Here is a 21,055-nt window from a genome sequence, read left to right as displayed (position 1 = left end):
CCCTCCACGCCCCGGGCCGTCCCCCTCCCCCGGCGGCTGCTCGACCGCCTGCGCGCCCGGGCCGGCGCGCAGGTGCGGGGCCTGACCCGCAGCAACTCCGGCCTCAGCCTCGACTACGACAACCCGCCCGGGGATCCCGGCCTGTTCGGGCCGGACGCGGTCTGCTGGCGCGTGCACGCGGATTTCCCCGCGATGCTGGCCGGCGGCGTCAGCGCCCTGCTGATGCAGACCATGCATCCGCTGGCGTTGGCCGGAGTGTGGGATCATTCCACCTTTCGCACCGATATGCAGGGCCGCCTGGGCCGCACCGCGCAGTTCATCGCCGGCACCACCTACGGCAACCGCGCCGATGCGCTGGCGCTGATTGACCGGGTCAGGCGCATCCACGCGGCGATCAAGGGCACGGCACCAGATGGCCGCCCCTACGCGGCCGACGATCCGGCGTTGCTGACCTGGGTGCATGTGGCCGAGGTGTCGAGCTTTCTCACCGCCTACCTGCGCTACGTCGGCCCGCTCTCGGTCACCGAGCAGGACCGCTACTACGCGGAGGTGGCACAGATCGCCGAGCGCCTGGGTGCCACCAGCGTGCCACGCAGCGCCGACGCCATCGCCGGCTACCTGGAGCGCATGCGCCCTCAACTGGTGGTGAGCGATCGCACCCGCGAAGTGGTGCGGCTGGTCATGGCCATGCCGGTGGCCAGCCCGCTGCTGGTGCCGGCGGTGCGGGTCATGGGCGACGCTGGCATTGCGCTATTGCCGCGCTGGGCGCAGCGCGAGCTCGGGCTGCATGGCAGCACCGCGATCCGCCGTCCGGTCTCGCTGGCCGGGATGCGCGTGCTGGCGCCCACGTTGCGCTGGGCATTGGGCAGCGGCCTGGCGGCGCGCGCGCGGCGGCGGGCGATGCAGCCCGCACCGGCAGCGCGGACGCAGTCGTCCTGACCCGCCACGCCGGGCGGGCGATTCACTAACAACAGGAAACAGGAAAAGAACACATGCAGACCGTTGCGGTTCTGGATTTTGAAACGACAGGACTGTCACCGCGTCAAGGCGACCGGGCCACGGAAATCGCAGTCATGCTGCTGCGCGACGGGGAAGTCGTCGACCAGTATCAAAGCCTGATGAACGCGGGCAGACGCATTCCCTCGGACGTCGTGCACCTTACCGGCATCACCAACGACATGATTGCGTCGGCACCCGCGGCGTCGAAGGTAATGCGGGAGGTGGCCCAGTTCGTCGGCAAGCATCCCGTGGTGGCCCACAACGCGGGGTTCGACCGCCGGTTCTGGCAAGCCGAGCTCTCGCTGCTGGGCATGCCGGCCGATCAGACCTTTGCCTGCACGATGCTCGTTTCGCGGCGCGTCTACCCGCATGCGCAAAACCACAGGTTGTCGACGCTGGTGGATATGCTGCGCCTGCCGAAGGCCGGGCGCGCCCACCGGGCCATGGCCGACGCGCAGATGACCTGCCACCTCTGGCACCGCCTGCAGCGCGATATCGCCGAGACTTACGGCATGCGCCGGGTGGATTACGACCTCATCACCCGCGTGCAGGCCACCAGCAGCGCCAAGGTGCCGGCCCTCCTGCGTTCGCTGGGCGAGAGCCAGGCTCGATGATGCGTGGGCCGGACGCCGGCAATGCACCAATGACGCACCCTGTGCCCAAGCTGTGGCTATGGCTGGGCACTGCGCTGAGCTGGATTGCCCTTCTGGGCATCCTGACGTGTCTTGGCCGGATCGACTTCCACGGGCTGCGGCCACTGGACGTGGGCGGCACCCTGTTTGGCGGTAGTTTCAATCAAATGATGTATGCCGGCGCCTGGATCGCGGCGATCGCGGGTTTGCTCCTGGCAACGGCGTTTCGTCTGGACGGGCACCGCGCAGCCTGGCGCATGGCCGGGATCGTGCAAACCGGCGCGGGCGCCTGGTGGCTGTTGCACTATCCCGCAACGCACGATGGCAACCTGTTGCTGTCGCCAGAGCGGGAAGAGATTGCCGCAGCGATGCTGGTCGGCGTAGCGCTGCTGATTGGCGGGGTATTCCTGCATGTCAGAGCGGCCCGCGCACGGCGCCGCCGTCCGATATCAAGCACAAGGATGGTGGTGCGGTCCGTGGTTGCCGGCTCATTGATCCTGATCTTTATCGTCATCCCCCTCGCCAAGGCGCTGCGCGCGCCGCTACCGCATTGCGCCTTCAGCAAAGCAGGCTCGCAACTCTCTGTTTGCCTGGACGCAGGTGACGCGCCCGTCATTATCGATTGATCTGAAGGCCGCATGGCCAGGCAGCCAGCGCCTGGCCTTGCATCACGCTGAAACCTGCCTAAACACGCTTAAACACGCTTAAACAGACTGACTATCGATATGGGTCCGAACAACAATGCATGACTTGAAGACTGGCGCATTCTGGCGGCGCGCCTGCCTTGCCCTGCTTGGCGCACTGCTGGTGGCCGATGCCATCGCCCTGATGCTGATGGGGCTGTTCAACTTCGGGGTCGTCCTCCCTCTGGCGATCGGCGCGGCCTTTCTTGCGCTGTCATGGCGCTGGGACAGGGTAGCGCGATGGCGCGCGGCCAGCCCACGGCGCCGATGGATCTGGGCGCTGGGCCGCACAGCGTTTGCCGTGTGGCTGGTGACGCTAGGGATGTTCTTCTATTTCATCAGCGCCAGCAACGCGAACTTCCCGGCCACGGGACCGACGGCAAACACCATCCTCATACTGGGCTCCGGCACGCCACATTGCGCCGCGTCGCCCACCCTGGCCGCACGGCTGGACAAAGGGCTGGCGCTGGCGCGGCAATGGCCGGCCGCGCGGGTCGTGGTGAGCGGCGGCCAGGATTTCGGGCTGCGGTGCAGTGAGGCGGACATCATGGCGGACTACCTGATCGCGCACGGGCTGGCAGCGGAGCGCCTGATCCGGGAGGACCAGAGCACCAGCACGGAGGAAAACCTGCTCTTCAGCCACCGGTTGCTTGCGCAACAGGGCGTGAGCGCCGCAGACCCGCTGGTGCTGGTGACCAGTGATTTTCATCTGGTGCGCGCAAAGCGAATCGCGCATAAGGCTGGGTTCCAGGCAGTGACTGGCGCAGGAGCGCCAACGCCGCTCTACTTGCGCTACAACGCCTGGCTGCGCGAGTATTTTGCGTTTATCAGTGGTTGGGTATTGCGTGAATTCTGAGCGGAAAGAGGCAAGGAAAACGATGGAAGACCGAGATGACGAATTGCGTGAGTGATCGGTGCTCAGCAGTAAGCTGCCGGCTTCGGTTTCCGGCCGAGGGGGCAGCGATTGCCTCGATCTCCAGATACTCAACCGCCAGTTGCCCGCCAAGCTGCTAAATGCCAATAGCTTCCCCAAGGCACGGTGGTGCCGCCCCTCTTGTTTAGTTGGGATCCGCGATCAGAGAGGTCCGCCTTCGGCGTGACCTTTCCCAGGAAGAGCTTGCCCATCGGGCCGGCATCGACCGCTCCTATATGAGCTCGGTGGAGCGGGGAGGGCAAAACCTGGGGATGATGCATCTTTTGAGAATTGCGACTGCGCTTGAGGTTACGGTCGCGGAGTTGATGGCTGTTGCCAAACTCTAAGCGTCAACACTAGCCGACTCGGGAGGTCCAACTCCACGAACAAGCCGGGCACCGGCCCGCGCTTGTACTCTGACCGGCGGCGAACAACGGCAAACCCGGCTCGATGCCCTGGGGCCTCAGCATCGCCCTCTCCCCCACTCCCCTTCCCCCTGAGGCCGCAATGCGGCCTCTTGTTTCGTTCTCCCCGCGTAAACCCTCGGATTGACATCCACTCCCCGTCTTTATATTCTTTTATGAACACTACGTTCATATTTGAACATTCACACCGGCAAGCGCAACCGCTGAGCAGCGAGGCGCACACCCGGGCCCACACCAAGGCGACCCCAGAGGAACAAGCACCATGGCTTCACAAAAGATTGGCATCAACGGCGCCGGCATCGGCGGACTCGCCGCGGCGATTGCGCTGCGCAAGCTCGGGAAGGACGTGGTGGTGTTCGAGCAGGCCTCGCGCTTCGCGCGGGTCGGCGCGGACATCAATCTCACGCCCAATGCCGTACGCGCGCTGGATGGCCTGGGCGTGGGCGAGGCATTGCGCGAGACCGCCGCTCGGCCTAGCCACCGCATCAGCCGGGTATGGAACACTGGCGAGGAGACCTCGCGGCTGGCCATGTCCGACGAGGCGGAGATCCGCTACGGCGCGCCGCAGCTCACCATGCACCGCGGCGACCTGATGAGCGCGCTGGAAGCCGCCCTGCCGGCGGCTTGCGTCAAGCTGGGCAAGAAGGCGACGCGGATCGAGCGGCATGCGGCGGGCGCCACGCTGCATTTCGCCGATGGCACGCAGGAAGATGTGGATGTGCTGATCGGTGCCGACGGCATCCACTCGGCCGTGCGCACCGCGCTGTTCGGGCCCGAGCATCCGGTCTTCACCGGCGTGGTGGCTTACCGCGCCGTGGTGCCCGCCGAGCGCCTTGCCGGCGTGCCGAACCTGCAGGCCTTCACCAAGTGGTGGGGCCCGGAGGCGACCTCGCAGATCGTCACCTTCCCCCTCAACCGTGGCCGCGAGATCTTTATCTTCGCCACGGTGGCGCAGGAAGCCTGGCGCAACGAGTCCTGGACCACGCCGGGCCGTGTGGAAGACGTGCGCGCAGCCTACGCTGGCTTCCATGCCGAAGCACGCGCGCTGCTTGATGCCTGTGACGACGTGCTGATCTCCGCGCTCTACGTACGCGACCCGCTGCCCGCCTGGTCAGCCGGCAATGTCGTGCTGATGGGCGACGCCTGCCACCCGATGATGCCCTTCATGGCGCAAGGTGCCGGCATGGCCATCGAGGATGGCGTGGTACTGGCGCGCTGCCTGGCCCAAGCCAATGGCGACGACGTCCCCAATGCGCTCGCACGCTACCGGGCCGCGCGCTTTGAGCGCACCAGCCGCATCCAGATCGGCTCGCGCAGCAACGCCTGGCTCAAGGAGGGTGGCAACGCGGACTGGGTGTACGATTACAACGCCTGGCAGGTAGCCCTGGGCTAAGCACCAAGTCCGCAGGCTGACCTCGCCGCCCACCCTTCCACGGAACCGATGAGCAAGAACCCCAAGCTGAACCAGCCCGTGCCCGACGCAAGCGATGCCGCCGATCCCGGCGGCGACGAAGACAAGACGCAACTGGTCAGCCCGGTGATCCGCGCCATGCGGTTGCTGCGCTTTATCGCCGAAGGCGGCTCCACCACCAACCTGAGCGAAGTCGGCCGGCGCATCGACGTGAACCGCGTCACCGTGATGCGCCTGCTCGCCACGCTGGAGCACGAAGGCATGGTGGAGCGGCTGCCGCAGGGCGGCCACCAGGCGGGCTTCGCTCTGCTCAAGCTGGGCGCAAAGGTGCTGGCAGGCAAGGATCTCACCGTCTTTGCGCGGCGCGTGCTGGCCACCCTGAGCGAATCGCTGCGGCTCTCCGCCTATCTCGGCGTGCTGGATGGCGGCGACGTGCTCTACCTGCTGCGCGATATGCCGCAGACCTCGCTGGTCAGCAATATCCAGGTTGGCAGCCGGGTGCCGGCGCACCTCACCACGCCCGGCCGCATGCTGATTGCCGGCCTGCCGGAAGATACGTTGCGCGAGCGGCTCGGCGAGGAACCGCTCGCGACCGTCACCGGGCAAAGCCCGGCCACGTATGCCCGCCTGGGCGACATCCTCGCTGCCGACCGCGAGCGCGGCTGCGCCTGGAGCTTCTCTGCGTTCGAGCCCGGCATCGACTCTTGCGCGGCACCCGTGTTCGACGCCAGCGGCGCCACCGTGGCTGCCATCAGCGTGGCCGGCCCGGACATTCGTTTCGAGCGCGACCCCGATCTTCGCGAACGCGTGGAGCGCGAGGTCAAGCGCGCCGCATCCGATTTGTCCGGCCTGCTCGGCTATGCCGCCGGGCAGCGCCGCCCACACTGACACCACGTCAACAGGAGAAGCCCGGATGACAACGCCTGCACTCCCTACATTCTTCATCTCGCACGGCGGCGGGCCCTGGCCCTGGATGGAAGACCAGATGGGCGGCCGCTATGACAAGCTCAAGGCCGCGCTGCAGCAGATGCCCCGATTGGTGCAACGCACGGGCATTGCGCCCAAGGCCGTCCTGATGATTTCAGCGCACTGGGAAGAGCCGGAATTCACGGTCATGGCCAACCCGAAGCCGCCCATGATCTATGACTACTACGGTTTCCCGGATTACACCTACCAGATTCAGTACGCGGCACCGGGCGCACCGCAGCTCGCCGCGCGCGTGCAAGGCTTGCTAGAGAACGCTGGCCTGGCCGCGCGGCTCGATCCGCTGCGCGGCTTCGACCATGGCATGTTTGCGCCGATGGCCGCCATCTATCCCGAAGCCGATATGCCGACCGTGCAGCTCTCGCTCAAGCGCGGGCTCGATCCGCAAACGCATCTCGCACTCGGGCGAGCGTTGGCGCCGCTGCGCCACGAAGGCATCCTCATCGTGGGCAGCGGGCTGAGCTACCACAACCTGCGCGCATTCGGCCCCGCTGGGAAAGCGCCATCGGCCGCATTCGATGCCTGGCTCCAGCAAGCGCTGACGACAACCACCCCAGCGCAGCGCACTGCCGCGCTAACGGGCTGGGAAAGCGCGCCCGCCGCCCGGCAGGCCCATCCGCGAGAAGAGCACTTGTTGCCATTGATGGTCGCCGTGGGCGCAGCCGAAGACGACATTGCCACGCGCGTCTACCACGAAGACGACTTCGCCGGCGGCATCACCGTGTCGAGCTTTATGTTCGGGGGAAGCTGAAACCTGAAACGAGGAACGAGAAGCTTGATACTTGAAGGCAGCCGGTGCGGTGATTCCGCATTGGCGAAAGTGGCGTGGGCCGGGAGGAACAGCTTGTCGGCGCCAGCTAGCTTGATGAGTCCGCGCGAAGAACGCGAACCTGGGGACCTGGGGAAAAGACATGGTGCCCATGGGCAGGATCGAACTGCCGACCTCTCCCTTACCAAGGGAGTGCTCTACCACTGAGCCACATGGGCAACGATTACGCGTTGCTTTACTACCTTACCGCTTTATTCTTACCACCAAAAATCACTCTAACCCATTGATTTTTAAGGAATTTTTTGAGTTCCCCGCCGAATCAATGGACTGCATTATGGACTAATCGACCCTGCTCGGCAACCCCTTAATCGCGAAAGTTTCCATCTCTGTTCCGGCCGAAATATCTCGCGGTATGTGATTCCGATGTGACTCTGCGTGGGTATTCGCAATTCAAAGCGAAATGCGGTAGGTCCACCCCTCGCTGGCGTGTAAACTGCAGGGTTTTTGATTCAGCCGGTATGGTGCAAGCTCCACAGCACACAGGTTGCAGCGGCCCGACGCTCATTCGCTTGCTTGCGCGCCTTGCGCACGTCGATGTTCCCGAACCCAGACAATCGCTCTCGGACCGACTGAGCCAGTGGCTCGGCTGGGCCGACGCCATCGCACTGTCCACGGCCCTGAACGGCAACCCGCCGTCGGTAGCCCCCGGCGCGCGCGCCTTCGGCAGCGCCGAGGCGCTTGCTTGCGACCGTGTGCGAACCGCGCTGGCGAATGCCATCGCAGGCGATGGCGCAGTTGCCTCCGCCAAGCGGCGCGGGCAACCGCAAGCGCCTGCCCAGGGAGATTCCATGGATGCAGCGGTCGATTACGCGACTTATCGTCAGCGTTATCTCTCGATGCAGCAGGCGATGGAGACCGATATCGGCAGCTTGCGCGGCCGCCTGCGGGCGATGCTGGCCGCCAGGACGCCCGCCCTGTCGCAGCTCGCAGCGGTGGATGCCGTCATGGAGGAGGCACTGGGTGCGCGCGAGCGCAGCCTGCTTGGTGGCGTGCCCGCATTGCTGGAAGGTCACTTCGTGCGCTTGCGCCAGGCCGAGCAGGCAATGCTGGCCGACGCCCAGGCCTCGGGCGAGCCCGCGGCGGTCACGTCCGGCGCATGGCTGGACGTGTTCCGCAGGGATATGCGCAGCGTACTGCTTGCCGAACTGGATATTCGTTTTCAACCGGTCGAAGGGCTGCTTGCCGCTCTTCGCTCCAGCTAACAGGACGCCATGTCCAGATATCTTAATTTCGCTGTTTTTCTGGCCGGTCTGGCCGCGGTGTGCTGGATCGGTGTCGGCTACGCCGGCTCGAACACCCTGGCGCTGGCTGTCACCATGCTGATCGGCGCCTGCTATGTGGCAGGCGCACTCGAGCTGCGGCGCTATCACCAGGCCACGTCCACCTTGGCGCGGGCCATAGCTGGCCTGTCCGAGCCGCCGGCCAGCCTGGATGCCTGGCTGGCGCTGTTGCCTGCGAGCCTGCGCAATGCGACGCGCCTGCGCATCGAAGGTGAGCGCGTGGGCTTGCCGGGGCCGTCGCTCACGCCGTATCTGGTGGGCTTGCTGGTGTTGCTGGGCATGCTGGGTACGTTCCTGGGCATGGTGGCCACCCTGAAAGGCACCGGCATGGCGCTGGAAAGCGCGACGGACTTGCAGGCCATCCGCGCCTCGCTGGCCGCGCCGGTCAAGGGCCTGGGATTTGCATTCGGCACTTCGGTCGCGGGCGTGGCCACCTCCGCGATGCTGGGGCTGCTTTCGACATTGTGCCGCCGCGAGCGGACACAAGCGGTGCAGATGCTCGACACCAGGATCGCAACGACATTGCGCGTCTACTCGCTGTCCCACCAGCGCGAGGAAACCTTCAAGCTCCTGCAGCGGCAGGCCGAGGTGATGCCCACCTTGGTCGATCGGCTGCAGGCCATGATGGCGGCCATGGAACAGCAAAGCGTGGCCTTGCACGAGCGCCAGCTCGCCAGCCAGGACGCTTTCCACGGCAAGGCCGAGGCCGCGTACACCCGCCTGGCGTCCTCCGTGGAGCAATCCTTGAAGGAGAGCGTTGCCGATAGCGCCCGCGCCGCCGGTGCGGCGCTCCAGCCGGCAGTGGAGGCCACCATGGCGAGCCTCGCGCGCGGGACAGCCGCGCTGCAAGACACCGTCACGCAGGCCGTGCAGCGGCAGCTGGATGGCCTGTCGACCGGGTTCGAGGCGACCACCACCACCGTGGCCGGCATCTGGAACGATGCGCTGGCGGGGCACCAGCGATCGAGCGAAGCGCTTACCCAGGACCTGCGCACCTCGCTCTCCCGGTTCACCGACACCTTCGAGCAACGCTCCGCTGGCCTGCTGGAGGGCGTCTCCACCCGCCTGGAAGCCACGACCGGCAGCCTGTCGGCAGCCTGGAACAACGCGCTCTCCCAGCACGAACGCGTCAGCCAGAAAATGGCGGGCGACAATCAAGACGCTCTGGCAGCGGCCGCGGCGAGCCTGGCGCAGCAATCGACGGCACTCGTTCGCACGGTAGGCCAGTCGCATGCGGACCTGCAAGCGGAACTGGCAGCGCGGGACCAGCAGCGGCTGGCGGCCTGGGCCGATACGCTCGGCACGCTGGCAGCGACGCTGCGCAAGGAGTGGGAACTGACGGGCGCGCACACTGCAAGCCGGCAGCAGGAAATCTGTGACGCGCTGGCGCAGAACGTGCGCGACATTTCCGCCCAGACGCAAGCACACGCCAGCAACACCCTCGCCGAGATCGACCGGCTCGTGCAAGCCGCTTCGGCGGCCCCAAAGCTGCTCGAAAGCGTCTCCGTCCGCCTGGAAACCGCGACAAGCGGCATGTCGGAAGCGTGGAACAACGCGCTCTCCCAGCACGAACGCGTCAGCGAAAAACTGGCGGGCGACAACCAACACGCCCTGGCGGCGGCCGCGGCCACGTTCGAGCAGCACTCGGCGTCGCTGGTACGCACGGTAGGCCAGTCGCATGCGGACCTGCAAGCGGAACTGGCTGCGCGAGACCAGCAGCGGCTGGCGGCCTGGACCGATACGCTCGGCACGATGGCCGCAACGCTGCGCCAGGAGTGGGAGCAGGCAGGCACGCAAAACGTCAGCCGGCAGCAGGAAGTCTGCGACACGCTGGCGCAAACCGCGCGCGACATCTCGGCCCAGACGCAGGCGCACGCCAGCAACACCGTCGCCGAGATCGACCGGCTCGTGCAAGCCGCTTCGGCGGCCCCCAAGCTGCTCGAAAGCGTCTCCGTCCGCCTGGAAACCGCGACAAGCGGCATGTCGGAAGCGTGGCACAACGCGCTATCCCGGCACGAACGCGTCAGCGAAAAACTGGCGGGCGACAACCAGCACGCCCTGGCGGCGGCCGCGGCCACGTTCGAGCAGCACTCGGCGTCGCTGGTGCGCACCGTGGGCCAGTCGCATGCGGACCTGCAAGCGGAACTGGCTGCCCGGGACCAGCAGCGGCTGGCGGCCTGGACCGATACGCTCGGCACGATGGCCGCAACGCTGCGCCAGGAGTGGGAGCAGGCGGGCACGCACAACGCCAGCCGGCAGCAGGAAGTCTGCGACACGCTGGCGCAAACCGCGCGCGACATCTCGGCCCAGACGCAGGCGCACGCCAGCAACACCATCGCCGAGATCGCCCGGCTCGTACAAGCCGCTTCGGAAGCCCCCAAGGCGGCCGCCGACGTCATTGGCGAACTGCGCCAGAAGCTATCGGACAGCATGGTCCGCGACAACGCGATGCTGGAGGAGCGCGGCCGCTTGCTGCAAACGCTGGAAACCCTGCTCGATGCCGTGAACCATGCCTCCACCGAGCAGCGCACGGCCGTCGACGCGCTGGTGGGCACGACGGCGGATCTGCTGGATCGTGTTGGCACCCGCTTCACCGACAAGGTCGAGGCTGAAGCCGGAAAGCTGGAGGCTGTCGCCGCGCAGGTCACCGGCAGCGCTGTCGAGGTGGCAAGCCTGGGCGAAGCCTTCGGCATGGCGGTGCAGCTGTTCGGCGAGTCGAACGACAAGCTGGTGGCTCACCTGCAGCGCATCGAAGCCGCGCTGGACAAGTCCGTCGCGCGTAGCGACGAACAGCTTGCCTATTACGTCGCACAGGCCAGGGAAGTCATCGACCTGAGCATGCTGTCGCAGAAGCAGATCGTCGAAAACCTGCAACATCTCGCAGGACAGCGGGCGCCCGCCAGCGCCGAAGCGGCATGAGCGAGGAGATCGACGCCGGCGTGGAGCCGACCGTGCCAATCTGGGCCGTCTTCGGCGACCTGATGTCGGTACTGCTGGGCGCCTTTGTGCTGATCCTGGTGAGCGTCATCGGCGTGCAACTGGAACTCTCGACCAGGCTGGAGGAGGAGGTCAAGCAGCGGCAGGTGGAGAAGCATCGCCGCGAGGCCCTTGAGCAAGCGCTGGCTGGCCCGCTGGCTGCGGGCCGGGTGACGCTGGTCAACGGGCGCATCGGCATCAAGGGCAGCGTGTTGTTTGCCCTCAACTCCGATCAATTGCAGCCCGAAGGCCGGGAGGTGTTGAAGAGCCTGGCCGCGCCGCTGTCCGCTTACCTCCAGGCCCGCGAGGAGATCCTGATGGTGAGCGGATTCACCGACGACCGCCAGGTGCGCGAGGCCAACCGCCGCTTTGCCGACAACTGGGAGCTGTCGGCCCAGCGCGCGTTGACGGTAACCCGCGCGTTGATCGATGAAGGCGTCCCGCCCTCCTCCGTGTTTGCGGCCGCCTTCGGCGCCGAGCAGCCCGTGACCTCGAACGCCAACGACGAGGGACGGGCCAAGAACCGGCGCGTGGAAATCGCGCCAATCCCAAGGCCGTCCAACGAAACGGGGAAGCCGCGTGATTAGTGGCGAAATAGGCGGCGAGATTGGTGACGAGATTGGTGGCAACATCCGCGACGCCCTTGCCACGCTCGACGCTTGGCGCGCACGTGGTGCCGATCGCCTGAATCCTGTCCGCTTTCGACTCATCGAGGCGCTGGCCCGGCGCGCGGCCGCCCACAGCGGCAATGCGCGACACATCCTGGACGCCAGGCTGGCCAAACTACTCGAGGCCTATGCCGGTGATCTTGAAAGTGCCGGTTGCAAAGACAGCAAGAACGGCAATGTCGGCGGCACAGCATTGCCAGGCGCTCCTCCTCGCGGGCCGCTTGCCGGACTGGTCAACTACATCGCCATCCGGACGCCGTCGGATCGCGGCGTCCCCTCAGCGATCGCAGGCGTGCCCCGGCGTGCATCCTTACCGGACATGGAGGTGCTCGACTACTTCCGGGAAACCTGGTCCAGGGTCAGCACCGATCGACGGTTGCGGCAGTCGCTGGAGCAAGTGCCCGATAACGCCGGCCCGCTCAATTCGAGCCGCCTCGTGCATCGCTCGCTTTCCCTGATGCGCGAACTATCGCCTGAATATCTCCACCAGTTCTTGTCGTACGTCGACGCCTTGTCGTGGATGGAGCAGATGAACGGCGGCAGTGTCACGGCGGGTAAAGACGCGCCTCGCGCAGGGAGCACCAAGCCGAGCGCTCGCGGCAGGCCACGCTAGCGCAGTTTGGAGGACGGCGGGTCAATATCGGCTTAGTTCGTCCCGGCGAGCCGTACGATGCCACGCCACAGGCGCGAGGAACAGCACCGCCAGAAGGAACGCCACCTGCGAAAGATAGAACGGCTCGAGCCATTGCCGATTCAATGCGACGTAAAACGTGTTGTGAACGACGTCGACAATGATGATTGCCGCGGTAAGAGCAATGCCCGCCCTTGGTTTGATGAAAAGAAGCAGTGCCGCCAAGGGATCGACAATCGTCAGCGCTCCCCAGAACACCCGGCTGGCCCAGTACGCGCCATTCCCATAGCCGTAGTCCCAGAGAAAGCCATGTTGAAAACCTGCCCGCACGTGATTGGATGTCGCGACCAGAAGACAGCAGGCAAATAGAAAACGGATGGAGAATGAAACGCTTGGCATGGCTTGATCTGTCTGCTTGGTCGTCTATCTAGTCTTTGCCCGTGGCGATTGGCGGCGATTGGCGGCGCTTCGCAAGCCTGCGCCGCGTGAAAAGCGTTGCCAGCATGCCAATCAGATAGCCACTGCCGGTGGCCACGCTGATGAATAAAACCAGAAGGCCCGAGTACGGCCGCCCCCAGATGGTCGCCGCGGCAAATGCAGCGATTGCCATGCTGGCTGGCAATACCACGCGCCATATTGCAGAGCGCAGCCGCACGCTCCCGACGGCCGCGGAGATGCCCCCCACAAGCAGGCCGATGCCAAACGCGATGTCTTCGATGTCTACTCTCCGTTGAGTGTCTGGCTGATGCGTTCCCCGCAGCGCCATTGTCGCGCGGCCGGGCTGCCTCGCACCTGCGCGCGCGAAGGAGTACGCGAAGAAGCGCGCCAGCCCAGGATCACGCAAATGGTCGTCAAGCGATACCCACGCATCGCGCCGCCAGTTTACAGGCCGCAATCACGCCTGTCGCCTTCCCCCATCAAGATCAGAGTTCTCCTGGCCGGCGCCAGGAAGCTCGGCTCGCTCGTTCACCGCAGCAATGTCGGCTCCCGTTGCGTGAGGACGCGGTCGATCAGCCCCCATTCCAGCGCTTGTTCCGATGTCATGTACCGGTCTCTGTCAAGGGTGCGCTCGACCTCCTCGTAGGTGCGCCCGCAATGTTCGGCATAGAGCCGGGTGACACGCTGCTTGGTCCGCTGCATCTCCTCGGCATGAATGAGGAAATCCGACGCCTGCCCCTGAAAGCCGCCCAGCGGCTGATGGACGTGCAGACTCGCATTGGGGAGCGCCGCCCTTTCGCCGGGCTCACCCGCCATCAGCAGAAACGAGCCCATGGAACGCGCGGTTCCCATGCACAGCGTATGCACCGGCGCTTTGATGTATCGCATGGTGTCGTACATGGCAAGGCCGCTTGTAATGACCCCGCCGGGCGAATTGATGTAGAGATGGATGGGCTTCGCTGGATTCTCGGCTTCCAGGAACAGGAGCTGTGCACAGACCAATGCGGATACCGCATCGTTGACCTCACCGTTCAGGAAGACAATCCGCTCGCGCAGAAGCCGCGAGTAGATGTCGAAGGACCGTTCTCCCCGGCTGGATTGCTCAACGACCGTAGGGACGAGTTGCATCATTTCGCGCATTGGCGAACTCCTGTATTCCAGATTTGCGGTTGTTGGCGCGAGGCGTCAGGCGGCGCGCATGAGGTAGGGCCAGCCGTCGTTCGCGGCCGTCTGCGCGTGGCGCTCTAGCCGAGCGTCTTCCAGCACGTGGATGATGCTAAGCACGGTGCCGTCAACGGCATTGGGCCTGAGCCGAAACGTCACTGTGCTTTCGAGGAAAGGCGGCGCTTCGTCCCGCATCCTGTAGCGAATTTCCTCGTCCGGCGTCGAAGAAACCGGCTCGGCATCCGCCAATGCTCCCTGGGGCAGCCATTTCTCGCGAAACGCGGGGATGCTGATTGCCCGCCAGACTTTCTCAGGCGGCGCGTCGAGTTCGTATTCGAGCACCAGGTCCGTCATCTGCCCTTCGGTTTGCATGTCGTTCATTGGTCCATGTCCTTCAGCAAAGCCTTCAACGTGTCGACGCGCGCCGGCCAGTAGGCGCGATACTTCGCCAGCCAGCCGGCGATGAGCGCCAAGCCCTCCGGGTTGACCTCGTAATTCACGAAACGGCCTTGCCGCTCTTCACGCACCAGCCTTGCGTTGCGCAGAACCGAAAGGTGCTGGGACATGGCCGACTGGCTGATCTCCATGCCTTGCCGCAAGGCACTTGCGTTCATGCTGCCAGCCGCCAGCTTCTCGAAGATCGTGCGGCGGGTCGGGTCGGCCAGCGCCTTGAAGATGTCGTTTTCAATCATGACAATACATTAGCGTATACTTATCTGAATCGCAAGCACGCCGAATATTGATGCGCGGTATTTCTCCGATACCCCTCGACGCGCGTAGCTGCACATTCAGCCTCGGCCAGTTGATTCCGCTTACTATAAGAAATTGTCACCGTGGCAGGCAGCGTCGCCGGACGAATGCCTTGGCGGTGCCCAGCCAGCCACCCTGGCGACGGATTCAGGCGAAAGGGAACATCACGATGAAGAAACTGATCAATGACCCGCTTTCAGTGGTCGACGAAATGCTTGAGGGCGTTGTGTTGGCCGACCACCGGCTGACGCTGCTGGAAGGCGAGAACACTGTCGTTCGTAAAGACTTCCGGACGCTCGCTGCTGCCAACAAGGTGAGCATCATTTCGGGCGGCGGCGCCGGCCACGAACCTGCCCACGGGGGTTACGTAGGCAGCGGCATGCTGACTGCTGCCGTTGCCGGGCCGGTATTCACCTCGCCCAGCGTGGACGCCGTTCTCAACGCCATCATGACTGTCGCTGGCCCGGCTGGCGTGCTTTTGATCGTGAAGAACTACACAGGCGATCGCCTTAACTTCGGACTGGCAGCAGAGATTGCCAGGACGCTCGGCGTGAAGGTCGAGATGCTGGTGGTGGGCGATGATGTTGCCCTGAACGACAACGGTGGCCTGGTGGGCCGCCGCGGCATTGCCGGCACGGTCTTCATTCATAAGGTCGCAGGTGCCGCGGCCGAAGCCGGTCTATCGCTCATGGAAGTCAGGGCCGAGGCGCAACAGGCAGCCGCCGGCTTGTTCAGCATGGGGCTGGGGCTAAGCGCCTGTACGGTGCCTGCCGCCGGAAAGCCGGGCTTCAAGATGGAAGACAACGAAGTCGAATATGGGCTCGGCATTCACGGCGAGAGCGGTGTGCGTCGTGGCCCTATCCAGCGGGCGGACGACATGGTCAACGTTCTTTTGGAACGGATCATCGAGCAAGGCCGATTGAAGGCCGGCGATCGTGTAGCGCTGATGGTCAATAACCTCGGCGCTACGCCAGCGCAAGAATTGGACATTGTCACGCGCCAGGTCCTGCTGGGATGTGCTGCGCACGGTATCAAGGTGGAGGCTGCGATGGTCGGCACCTTTCTTACCGCGTTGGAAATGGCCGGCTGTTCGATCTCCCTCATGCGGGTCGACGATTCGATGCTGGCGCGCCTCGACGCCCCCGCCAGCGCCACCGCCTGGCATGGCATGACCGTTCCCGCGGCTAAAGTGTCCAGGCAGTCTTGCGATAAAGCGGCGGAACAAATTGCAACCCAGGGCGCTACCTGGCCTGCGGCCAACGCCCAGGTGTTCAGGCGCGTCCTGCAGTCCGTCACCCAAGCCCTGCAGCAAAACGAGGAGATCCTGACCGAGTTGGACTCTGTCGTCGGCGATGGCGACATCGGCATCAGTCTCGCCCGAGGCGCACGCGCGATCGACGACGCACTCGATACCCTCGCCCTGGATCGGCCAGCCATTGCCCTGCAGCAGATATCGGGCATCCTGCGTCGGGTCCTGGGGGGAACTTCCGGCCCGTTGTACGCGGTCTTTGTCCTGCGTGCCGGCGTTGCCCTTTCGACCAGCACAAGCCTCACCTCGATTTCCGCCTGGGCCGAAGCGCTGCAGGCAGGCTGCGACGGCATGGTCAAGCTCGGTGGCGCTGGAGCCGGTGACAGGACGATGCTCGATGCCCTGCTGCCTGCGGCCCTCGCGTTGCGCTCGCAGGAGGAAGGTCAGAGCGCATTGCATGCCGCGGCTCAGGTAGTGAAGGCAGCCTTGGGCGGCGCGGAAGCGACGCGCAACATGATGCCGCTGAAAGGCCGCTCGTCCTACATCGGAGAACGCGCGCTCGGGCATGTGGACCCTGGCGCTTTTGCTATTGGCGTATGGACGAATGCCATCGCCTCGGCCCTGGAAACATAGTGCCGTTGCGGCCGTTGGAATGAAAAAGGGGCCGAGGCCCCTTTTTTCAAAGACCCGCGGACTTCAATGGAAGTCTCGGGAACGAGAGCATCGAAATAACTCACGTCTACATCGATGCCGATCTGGCCGCCAAGGGACGGGCTCTTGAGAAACTGGCGCCGGCCGAGGCAGCTACGTTCCGTTTCAAGCCTTCCGACAGCGTGCTCGCCTTCCTACAGCGCTCTGATTATGCGCAGCCTCATCGCCGGCATTCCAGCGCGCCTGCGATCGTTGGTCGACGAGCTGGGCATAATCGGCGGCAGAGCGTAATCGCAAATCCCCGTCATCCCTTAATAACGCTCGCGCGCGCCCGCACTCCACTCCGCCTCCGGGTCAATTGTGCAGGCTACTCAGCGCCCCGCGGGAAGTCGTCAAGGCTTTGGACGCCGCGAAATCCTCATGGAAACGCCGCACCGGCTTCGATACTCATGCACCAAGACGGCGCGAGCTTTGTCGCCGATGGTGCACGTCTGTTTGCGTTTAAGTAAATACCCTACATTAATTGCATATCGATTACTTAGATTGCGATACACACATCAAGGAACTATTCTCTGCCTACCGACCCGCGCTGTCGCGGGCTGACAGTCAACGGAAAAACTCATGATGAAGCTGTTGCTGGATACCTTGGGCAAGATCGTTGGTGCGACGGGGCTGCTCACTGAGAGCGGCGATCTAGCCGGTTATGTCAGCGACTGGCGCGGCCGCTATACGGGCAAGGCGCTTTGCGTTGCGCTACCACGTGATACGGAGCAGGTTTCCGAACTGGTGAAGGCCTGTGTTGCCGCTGGCGTGGCGGTCCTGCCCCAGGGTGGCAATACCAGCCTGAGCGGCGGCGCGGTACCGTACGAGCAGGGCAACTGCGTCATCATCAATCTCTCGCGCATGCGTCGCATTGTGCGCATCGATCCGGCCGATAACTCCATGGAGGTGGAGGCCGGTTGCGTGCTCGCGGAAATCCAGGCCGCTGCGATCGAGGCGGGCCGGTTCTTCCCTATCAGCCTGGGGGCGGAAGGTTCCTGCCAGATCGGTGGCAACATTGCCACCAATGCCGGCGGCACCGGCGTCCTTCGTTACGGCAATACCCGCGAGAATGTGCTCGGGCTGGAAGTCGTACTGCCGGACGGACGCATCTGGCGCGGCCTGCGCACGCTGCGCAAGGACAACACGGGGCTTGATCTCAAGCAGATGTTCATCGGCGCGGAAGGCACCCTGGGCATCATCACCGCGGCCACGCTGAAGCTGCACCCGCTGCCTGGTGCGCATGCCATGTCCTGGGTCGCGCCTGTCGACGTTGATGCAGCTCTGAAGCTGCTGGGCCTGTTCCAGGCCGCATGTGGCGCACAGCTATCTGCCTTCGAACTGATGAATGCGAGCCAGCTCGACATCGTGCTGGAGCACGTCCCGGGCCAGCATGCCCCGCTGGCGCAAGCGCACCCGTGGCATTTGCTCGTCGAGCTAAGTGATACTTGCGACGACGCACGGTTGCAAGACGCGCTCGAGGCCACGCTGGAGAAGGGCCTGGAACTGGGACTGATCACCGACGCGGCGATCGCCGCCAACTCCACCCAGCGCGAAGCCATGTGGAAGCTGCGGCATAGCGTGTCGGAGGGCAACAAGAAGGCTGGTATTGGCCTGACGTTGGATACCGCCGTGCCCGTGTCGAAGGTGCCTGCGTTTATCGAGCAAGCTACCCGCGCGATTGAAGCGAACTTCGATGCGCGCGTGGTGGTAGTGGGCCATCTTGGCGACGGCAATATTCATTTCATCCCGTTCTTTGCATTTGACACCTGGCAGGCCCTGCCTGACCAGGCGAGCACCGCCGCCGCGGTGCGCCGCGCCGGGCACGACGTCGCCGCCGAATTGAACGGCACCTTCAGCGCGGAGCATGGCGTGGGCCGGACCCTGCTGGCGGAAATGCGCCACTACAAAAGCGACGTCGAGCTCGACATGATGCGTACGGTCAAGCGTGCGTTCGATCCGCTCGGCCTGTTCAACCCGGGCAAGCTGATTCCCTGATCTTCACGGCACCGTTCCCCCCTTTTCTCTCACGACCCCCATCCCAGTAGGAGTACAGCCATGAGCAACGCCGACAAGCCAAGCAATCCTTCGCGTCGCGACGCCTTCAAATTGCTGACCGCCAGCACTGCCGCACTTGCCATGCCGGCCATCTGGACATCAGCCAAGGCGGCCTCGCAGCGCATCGTAGTGCGCGACTCGGGCGGTGTCTTTGCCAAGGCGTATGGCGAGGTGTTCTACAAGCCGTTCACCAAGGCTACCGGCATCCAGGTTGTCGGTGTGCCCTCCAACGCAGAGCCCACCGCGCAGATCCGCACCATGGTGGATGCCAAGAATTACAGCTGGGACATGGCTTCGATCAGCCAGCCCGCAATCGAGGTGCTGACCACCGACGGCAAGGACTACCTCGAAAAACATGGGCTGGGCGCCGATCCTGTCGTGGCTGGCATCCCCGCGCAATACATGTCGCCGTTCGGTGTTGGTACCAACGTGTACACGACCGTACTGGCCTACCGTACCGAGGCGTTCAAGGGACGCAAGGCGCCCACGCAATGGAAAGACATGTGGAACGTGCAGGACTTCCCCGGCCGCCGCGCGCTGCGCAAGCATCCGTTCGACACAATCGAGGAGGCACTGATGGCGGACGGTGTCGCGAACGGGTCGGTATATCCCTGCGACGTGGATCGCGCGCTGCATAGCCTCGACAAGGTGAAGTCAAATGTCGCGGTCTGGTGGAGTGGCGGTGCGCAGGTCGAGCAGATGCTCAAATCCGGCGAAGTGGACTTGGTCGCCACATGGATCTCCCGCGCCCAGGCCGCCATGGATGCCGGCGCGCCGGTAGGGATCTGCTGGGACCAGCACCTCTGGGGCGTCGACAGCTGGACCATCCTGAAAGGTTCGCCCAACGCAGCGGCCTGCCGCGAGTTCATCAAGTTTGCCTCTGACCCCAAGCGCCAGGCGCAGCTCACGCAATACCTGGCAGCCGGCGTCACGCATCCGGACGCCTTCAAGTACATCGATGCCAAGCATGCCGTGACGCTGCCCACGTATCCCGACAACATCAAGCGTGGCGTAAAAATCGATGCCAGCTACTGGGTCAAGAACCAGGGGGCTGTGCTCGAGAAGTTCAATGCCTGGATCCTGAAGTGAAGCGCGCGCTTTGACCTCGGCAATATCAAGAAAAGGTGGGCGTGATGCCACAAATGACACAGACACAGACACAGACACAGACACAGACACAGACTAAGCTGCAGAAACTGCAGACCAAGCAGCTATCCAAGCGTTATGGCGATTTCATCGCGCTCGCGCCCACCGATCTCTCGGTGCCGGAAGGCGAGTTCCTGACGCTGCTCGGGCCCTCAGGGTCGGGCAAGACGACGCTGCTGAGCCTGATCGCCGGTTTGTCGCAACCGGATGCCGGCAGCATTCGCATCAACGGTGCTGACGTTACCTTCGGGGCGCCCTATGAGCGGGACATCGGCATGGTGTTCCAGAACTATGCGCTGTTCCCGCACATGACGATTGCCGAGAACATCGGCTTTCCGCTGAAGATGCGCAAAATGCCGGCACGGCAGGCGGAGCGGGAGGTCAGCCGCGTGCTCGATCTCGTGCACCTGCCGCACGTGGCGCATCGCCTGCCCAAGGAACTCTCGGGTGGCCAGCAACAGCGGATCGCGCTGGCGCGCTGCATGGTCTACCGTCCTTCAATCATCCTGATGGACGAGCCGCTGGGCGCGCTCGACAAGAAGCTGCGGGACCAGATGCAGCTTGAAATCAAGCGTATCCACCGCGAACTCGGCACCACCATCGTGTACGTGACGCACGACCAGGAGGAGGCCATGACGATGTCCGATCGTATCTGCCTGATGAATGGCGGCAAGATCGAGCAGCTCGGCAGCCCGGCGGATCTTTACTTCCGTCCCCACACCACCTTCGTGGCCGATTTCCTCGGCGAGTCCAACCTGCTCCCGGCCACGGTGGATGCAGTAAACGGCAGCTTGCTGGATGTCAGCTTCATTGGGCTGCCCGCGCGCGGCCAGGTACTGGCCAACGGCGCCACTTTCCGGCCCGGAGACCGGGCCAAGGTGATGATCCGTCCGCAGAACCTCCATGTTTCCGGTACGCAGGGCGCGCCCAATACGCTGTCGGCGCGGCTGACGGATATCGTGGTAACGGGCGGCGTGACCAAGTCCTACCTCGTCCTGCCGGGCGAGCAGCCACTGGTAGTGGCCGAACTGACCCGCGGCGGCCTTGGCCGCCACCATCCCGGCGACACGCTCACGGTGAGCTGGCAGGCCGAAGATGCCGTTGCGATTCCGGAGTAAGCCATGGTCAC

At 64.5% G+C, this 21,055-nt stretch carries 21 protein-coding genes and 1 tRNA gene; 16 read left to right on the top strand and 6 right to left on the bottom strand.

Annotation, left to right across the window (positions count from 1 at the left end; genetic code table 11):
• The 8 genes from A9975_RS28960 to A9975_RS28925 form a co-directional block, all read left to right on the top strand.
• On the top strand, positions 1–939 hold a 939-nt coding region (locus A9975_RS28960; RefSeq protein ID WP_370565723.1), incomplete at its 5' end, for an oxygenase MpaB family protein.
• A 53-nt stretch (positions 940–992) separates the two neighbouring features.
• Positions 993–1,613, top strand: coding sequence for a PolC-type DNA polymerase III (locus A9975_RS28955; RefSeq protein ID WP_183035733.1), 621 nt, complete (start codon positions 993–995; stop codon positions 1,611–1,613).
• Positions 1,614–1,762: 149 nt separating this feature from the next.
• Complete coding sequence (locus A9975_RS28950) at positions 1,763–2,257, top strand: hypothetical protein (protein ID WP_183035732.1); 495 nt, start codon at positions 1,763–1,765, stop codon at positions 2,255–2,257.
• Between the two features lie 115 nt (positions 2,258–2,372).
• The gene (locus A9975_RS28945) at positions 2,373–3,170 is read left to right on the top strand and encodes a YdcF family protein (protein WP_183035731.1); all 798 of its coding nucleotides are present in this window, start codon (positions 2,373–2,375) and stop codon (positions 3,168–3,170) included.
• 206 nt (positions 3,171–3,376) lie between these two features.
• On the top strand, positions 3,377–3,574 hold the full coding sequence (locus tag A9975_RS28940; protein ID WP_255503835.1) for a helix-turn-helix domain-containing protein: 198 nt from the start codon (positions 3,377–3,379) through the stop codon (positions 3,572–3,574).
• A 340-nt stretch (positions 3,575–3,914) separates the two neighbouring features.
• Positions 3,915–5,045 carry an FAD-dependent monooxygenase gene (locus tag A9975_RS28935; RefSeq protein ID WP_183035730.1) on the top strand — a complete coding sequence of 377 codons (1,131 nt, stop codon included), beginning with the start codon at positions 3,915–3,917 and terminating at the stop codon, positions 5,043–5,045.
• 48 nt (positions 5,046–5,093) lie between these two features.
• Positions 5,094–5,951: an IclR family transcriptional regulator gene (locus A9975_RS28930; RefSeq protein ID WP_183035729.1), complete on the top strand. Its 858-nt coding sequence runs from the start codon at positions 5,094–5,096 to the stop codon at positions 5,949–5,951.
• 25 nt (positions 5,952–5,976) lie between these two features.
• Positions 5,977–6,798, top strand: a complete 822-nt coding sequence (locus tag A9975_RS28925; RefSeq protein ID WP_183035728.1) for a class III extradiol ring-cleavage dioxygenase — start codon at positions 5,977–5,979, stop codon at positions 6,796–6,798.
• A gap of 161 nt (positions 6,799–6,959) precedes the next feature.
• Here the strand turns inward: A9975_RS28925 and A9975_RS28920 are convergent.
• Positions 6,960–7,034 (bottom strand) — tRNA-Thr (locus A9975_RS28920).
• 300 nt (positions 7,035–7,334) lie between these two features.
• Here A9975_RS28920 and A9975_RS28915 point away from each other — a divergent pair.
• Genes A9975_RS28915 through A9975_RS28900 form a run of 4 tightly spaced genes read left to right on the top strand, consistent with a single transcriptional unit; the run spans position 7,335 to position 12,413 of the window.
• Positions 7,335–8,078, top strand: coding sequence for a DUF3348 domain-containing protein (locus A9975_RS28915; RefSeq protein ID WP_183035727.1), 744 nt, complete (start codon positions 7,335–7,337; stop codon positions 8,076–8,078).
• A gap of 9 nt (positions 8,079–8,087) precedes the next feature.
• The gene (locus A9975_RS28910; RefSeq protein WP_183035726.1) at positions 8,088–11,075 is read left to right on the top strand and encodes a DUF802 domain-containing protein; all 2,988 of its coding nucleotides are present in this window, start codon (positions 8,088–8,090) and stop codon (positions 11,073–11,075) included.
• Positions 11,072–11,719 carry an OmpA family protein gene (locus tag A9975_RS28905; protein ID WP_183035725.1) on the top strand — a complete coding sequence of 216 codons (648 nt, stop codon included), beginning with the start codon at positions 11,072–11,074 and terminating at the stop codon, positions 11,717–11,719. The genes A9975_RS28910 and A9975_RS28905 overlap by 4 nt, the downstream gene beginning before the upstream one ends.
• Positions 11,712–12,413: a DUF2894 domain-containing protein gene (locus A9975_RS28900; protein ID WP_370565718.1), complete on the top strand. Its 702-nt coding sequence runs from the start codon at positions 11,712–11,714 to the stop codon at positions 12,411–12,413. Before A9975_RS28905 ends, A9975_RS28900 begins: the two co-directional genes overlap by 8 nt.
• Positions 12,414–12,434: 21 nt before the next feature.
• Here A9975_RS28900 and A9975_RS28895 read toward each other — a convergent pair whose 3' ends face one another.
• The 5 genes from A9975_RS28895 to A9975_RS28875 all read right to left on the bottom strand — a co-directional run bounded on the left by A9975_RS28895 (position 12,435) and on the right by A9975_RS28875 (position 14,725).
• The gene (locus A9975_RS28895) at positions 12,435–12,830 is read right to left on the bottom strand and encodes a hypothetical protein (protein WP_183035724.1); all 396 of its coding nucleotides are present in this window, start codon (positions 12,828–12,830) and stop codon (positions 12,435–12,437) included.
• A gap of 28 nt (positions 12,831–12,858) precedes the next feature.
• Entirely contained in the window at positions 12,859–13,326 is a 468-nt protein-coding gene (locus A9975_RS28890; protein WP_183035723.1) for a hypothetical protein, read from the bottom strand.
• Positions 13,327–13,397: 71 nt separating this feature from the next.
• Positions 13,398–14,009 carry an ATP-dependent Clp protease proteolytic subunit gene (locus A9975_RS28885; RefSeq protein WP_183035722.1) on the bottom strand — a complete coding sequence of 204 codons (612 nt, stop codon included), beginning with the start codon at positions 14,007–14,009 and terminating at the stop codon, positions 13,398–13,400.
• A gap of 45 nt (positions 14,010–14,054) precedes the next feature.
• Positions 14,055–14,414 carry an SRPBCC domain-containing protein gene (locus A9975_RS28880; RefSeq protein WP_183035721.1) on the bottom strand — a complete coding sequence of 120 codons (360 nt, stop codon included), beginning with the start codon at positions 14,412–14,414 and terminating at the stop codon, positions 14,055–14,057.
• Entirely contained in the window at positions 14,411–14,725 is a 315-nt protein-coding gene (locus A9975_RS28875) for a metalloregulator ArsR/SmtB family transcription factor (protein WP_183035720.1), read from the bottom strand. The genes A9975_RS28880 and A9975_RS28875 overlap by 4 nt, the downstream gene beginning before the upstream one ends.
• A gap of 227 nt (positions 14,726–14,952) precedes the next feature.
• On the opposite strand from A9975_RS28875, the gene dhaL reads away from it, so the two are divergent.
• From dhaL to A9975_RS28855, 4 genes are all read left to right on the top strand, one after another.
• Positions 14,953–16,665: a dihydroxyacetone kinase subunit DhaL gene (dhaL, locus tag A9975_RS28870; protein WP_183035719.1), complete on the top strand. Its 1,713-nt coding sequence runs from the start codon at positions 14,953–14,955 to the stop codon at positions 16,663–16,665.
• A 642-nt stretch (positions 16,666–17,307) separates the two neighbouring features.
• A complete protein-coding gene (locus A9975_RS28865; RefSeq protein ID WP_183035737.1) occupies positions 17,308–18,720 on the top strand; it encodes an FAD-binding oxidoreductase in 1,413 nt (470 codons plus the stop codon).
• A gap of 60 nt (positions 18,721–18,780) precedes the next feature.
• Positions 18,781–19,869, top strand: coding sequence for an ABC transporter substrate-binding protein (locus A9975_RS28860; protein ID WP_183035718.1), 1,089 nt, complete (start codon positions 18,781–18,783; stop codon positions 19,867–19,869).
• A 53-nt stretch (positions 19,870–19,922) separates the two neighbouring features.
• Positions 19,923–21,044, top strand: coding sequence for an ABC transporter ATP-binding protein (locus tag A9975_RS28855; RefSeq protein WP_183035717.1), 1,122 nt, complete (start codon positions 19,923–19,925; stop codon positions 21,042–21,044).
• Positions 21,045–21,055 lie beyond the last annotated feature (11 nt).

This window comes from Cupriavidus sp. UME77 (genome assembly GCF_014170355.1).
Taxonomy (GTDB): Bacteria; Pseudomonadota; Gammaproteobacteria; order Burkholderiales; family Burkholderiaceae; genus Cupriavidus; species Cupriavidus basilensis.
The sequence above is the reverse complement of the archived record's forward strand: the minus strand, read 5'-3'. Positions and strand labels throughout refer to the sequence as shown.

Coding starts and splice junctions, on each gene's coding strand:
- A9975_RS28955 (WP_183035733.1), top strand. CDS start 993: ATGCAGACCGTTGCGGTTCTGGATTTTGAAACGACAGGACTGTCACCG.
- A9975_RS28945 (WP_183035731.1), top strand. CDS start 2,373: ATGCATGACTTGAAGACTGGCGCATTCTGGCGGCGCGCCTGCCTTGCC.
- A9975_RS28935 (WP_183035730.1), top strand. CDS start 3,915: ATGGCTTCACAAAAGATTGGCATCAACGGCGCCGGCATCGGCGGACTC.
- A9975_RS28930 (WP_183035729.1), top strand. CDS start 5,094: ATGAGCAAGAACCCCAAGCTGAACCAGCCCGTGCCCGACGCAAGCGAT.
- A9975_RS28925 (WP_183035728.1), top strand. CDS start 5,977: ATGACAACGCCTGCACTCCCTACATTCTTCATCTCGCACGGCGGCGGG.
- A9975_RS28915 (WP_183035727.1), top strand. CDS start 7,335: ATGGTGCAAGCTCCACAGCACACAGGTTGCAGCGGCCCGACGCTCATT.
- A9975_RS28910 (WP_183035726.1), top strand. CDS start 8,088: ATGTCCAGATATCTTAATTTCGCTGTTTTTCTGGCCGGTCTGGCCGCG.
- A9975_RS28905 (WP_183035725.1), top strand. CDS start 11,072: ATGAGCGAGGAGATCGACGCCGGCGTGGAGCCGACCGTGCCAATCTGG.
- A9975_RS28895 (WP_183035724.1), bottom strand. CDS start 12,830: ATGCCAAGCGTTTCATTCTCCATCCGTTTTCTATTTGCCTGCTGTCTT.
- A9975_RS28885 (WP_183035722.1), bottom strand. CDS start 14,009: ATGCGCGAAATGATGCAACTCGTCCCTACGGTCGTTGAGCAATCCAGC.
- A9975_RS28880 (WP_183035721.1), bottom strand. CDS start 14,414: ATGAACGACATGCAAACCGAAGGGCAGATGACGGACCTGGTGCTCGAA.
- A9975_RS28875 (WP_183035720.1), bottom strand. CDS start 14,725: ATGATTGAAAACGACATCTTCAAGGCGCTGGCCGACCCGACCCGCCGC.
- dhaL (WP_183035719.1), top strand. CDS start 14,953: ATGAAGAAACTGATCAATGACCCGCTTTCAGTGGTCGACGAAATGCTT.
- A9975_RS28865 (WP_183035737.1), top strand. CDS start 17,308: ATGAAGCTGTTGCTGGATACCTTGGGCAAGATCGTTGGTGCGACGGGG.
- A9975_RS28860 (WP_183035718.1), top strand. CDS start 18,781: ATGAGCAACGCCGACAAGCCAAGCAATCCTTCGCGTCGCGACGCCTTC.
- A9975_RS28855 (WP_183035717.1), top strand. CDS start 19,923: ATGACACAGACACAGACACAGACACAGACACAGACACAGACTAAGCTG.